This is a genomic window from Neisseria sp. P0009.S007 (assembly GCF_051962515.1).
The window spans coordinates 1-511 of record NZ_JBQCVF010000858.1; the positions used below are offsets into that span (position 1 = coordinate 1).

The 511-nt window shown below is 59.5% G+C and carries 1 pseudogene; it reads right to left on the reverse strand.

Annotated elements, in window-relative coordinates:
- Positions 1-511: pseudogene (locus tag ACTHS3_RS16785) on the reverse strand (ATP-dependent RNA helicase HrpA); the annotation flags it as partial.

A 511-nucleotide genomic window follows, 5' to 3' on the forward strand; every position in this document is an offset into this window, starting at 1 on the left:
GCGCAGGGCTTCGGCGGCTTCGCGGATTTCGCGCTCGCCCGGCAGGAACACCAAGATATCGCCGTAGCGCGCCAATTCGTCGGCTGCATCGACAATCGCGTCGGTCAGCTCGACTTCTGCATCGTCTTCGTCTTTGCTGGTCAGCGGGCGGTAGAGGATTTCGACGGGGTAGGTGCGCCCGCTCACTTCCAGCACGGGCGCGCCGTTGAAGTGTTGGGAGAAGCGTTCTGCGTCTATCGTTGCCGAGGTGATGATGACTTTCAAATCGGGGCGGCGTGGCAGCAGTTGTTTCAAATAGCCCAAGAGGAAGTCGATGTTCAGGCTGCGTTCGTGCGCTTCGTCGATGATAATCGTGTCGTAGGCGGCGAGATAACGGTCGGTCTGGGTTTCTGCCAGCAGGATGCCGTCGGTCATCAGCTTGACGCAGGCATCGCGCGAAGTATGGTCGGTAAAGCGCACTTTATAGCCGACCGCGCTGCCGATTTCGGATTTCAGCTCTTCGGCAATCCGC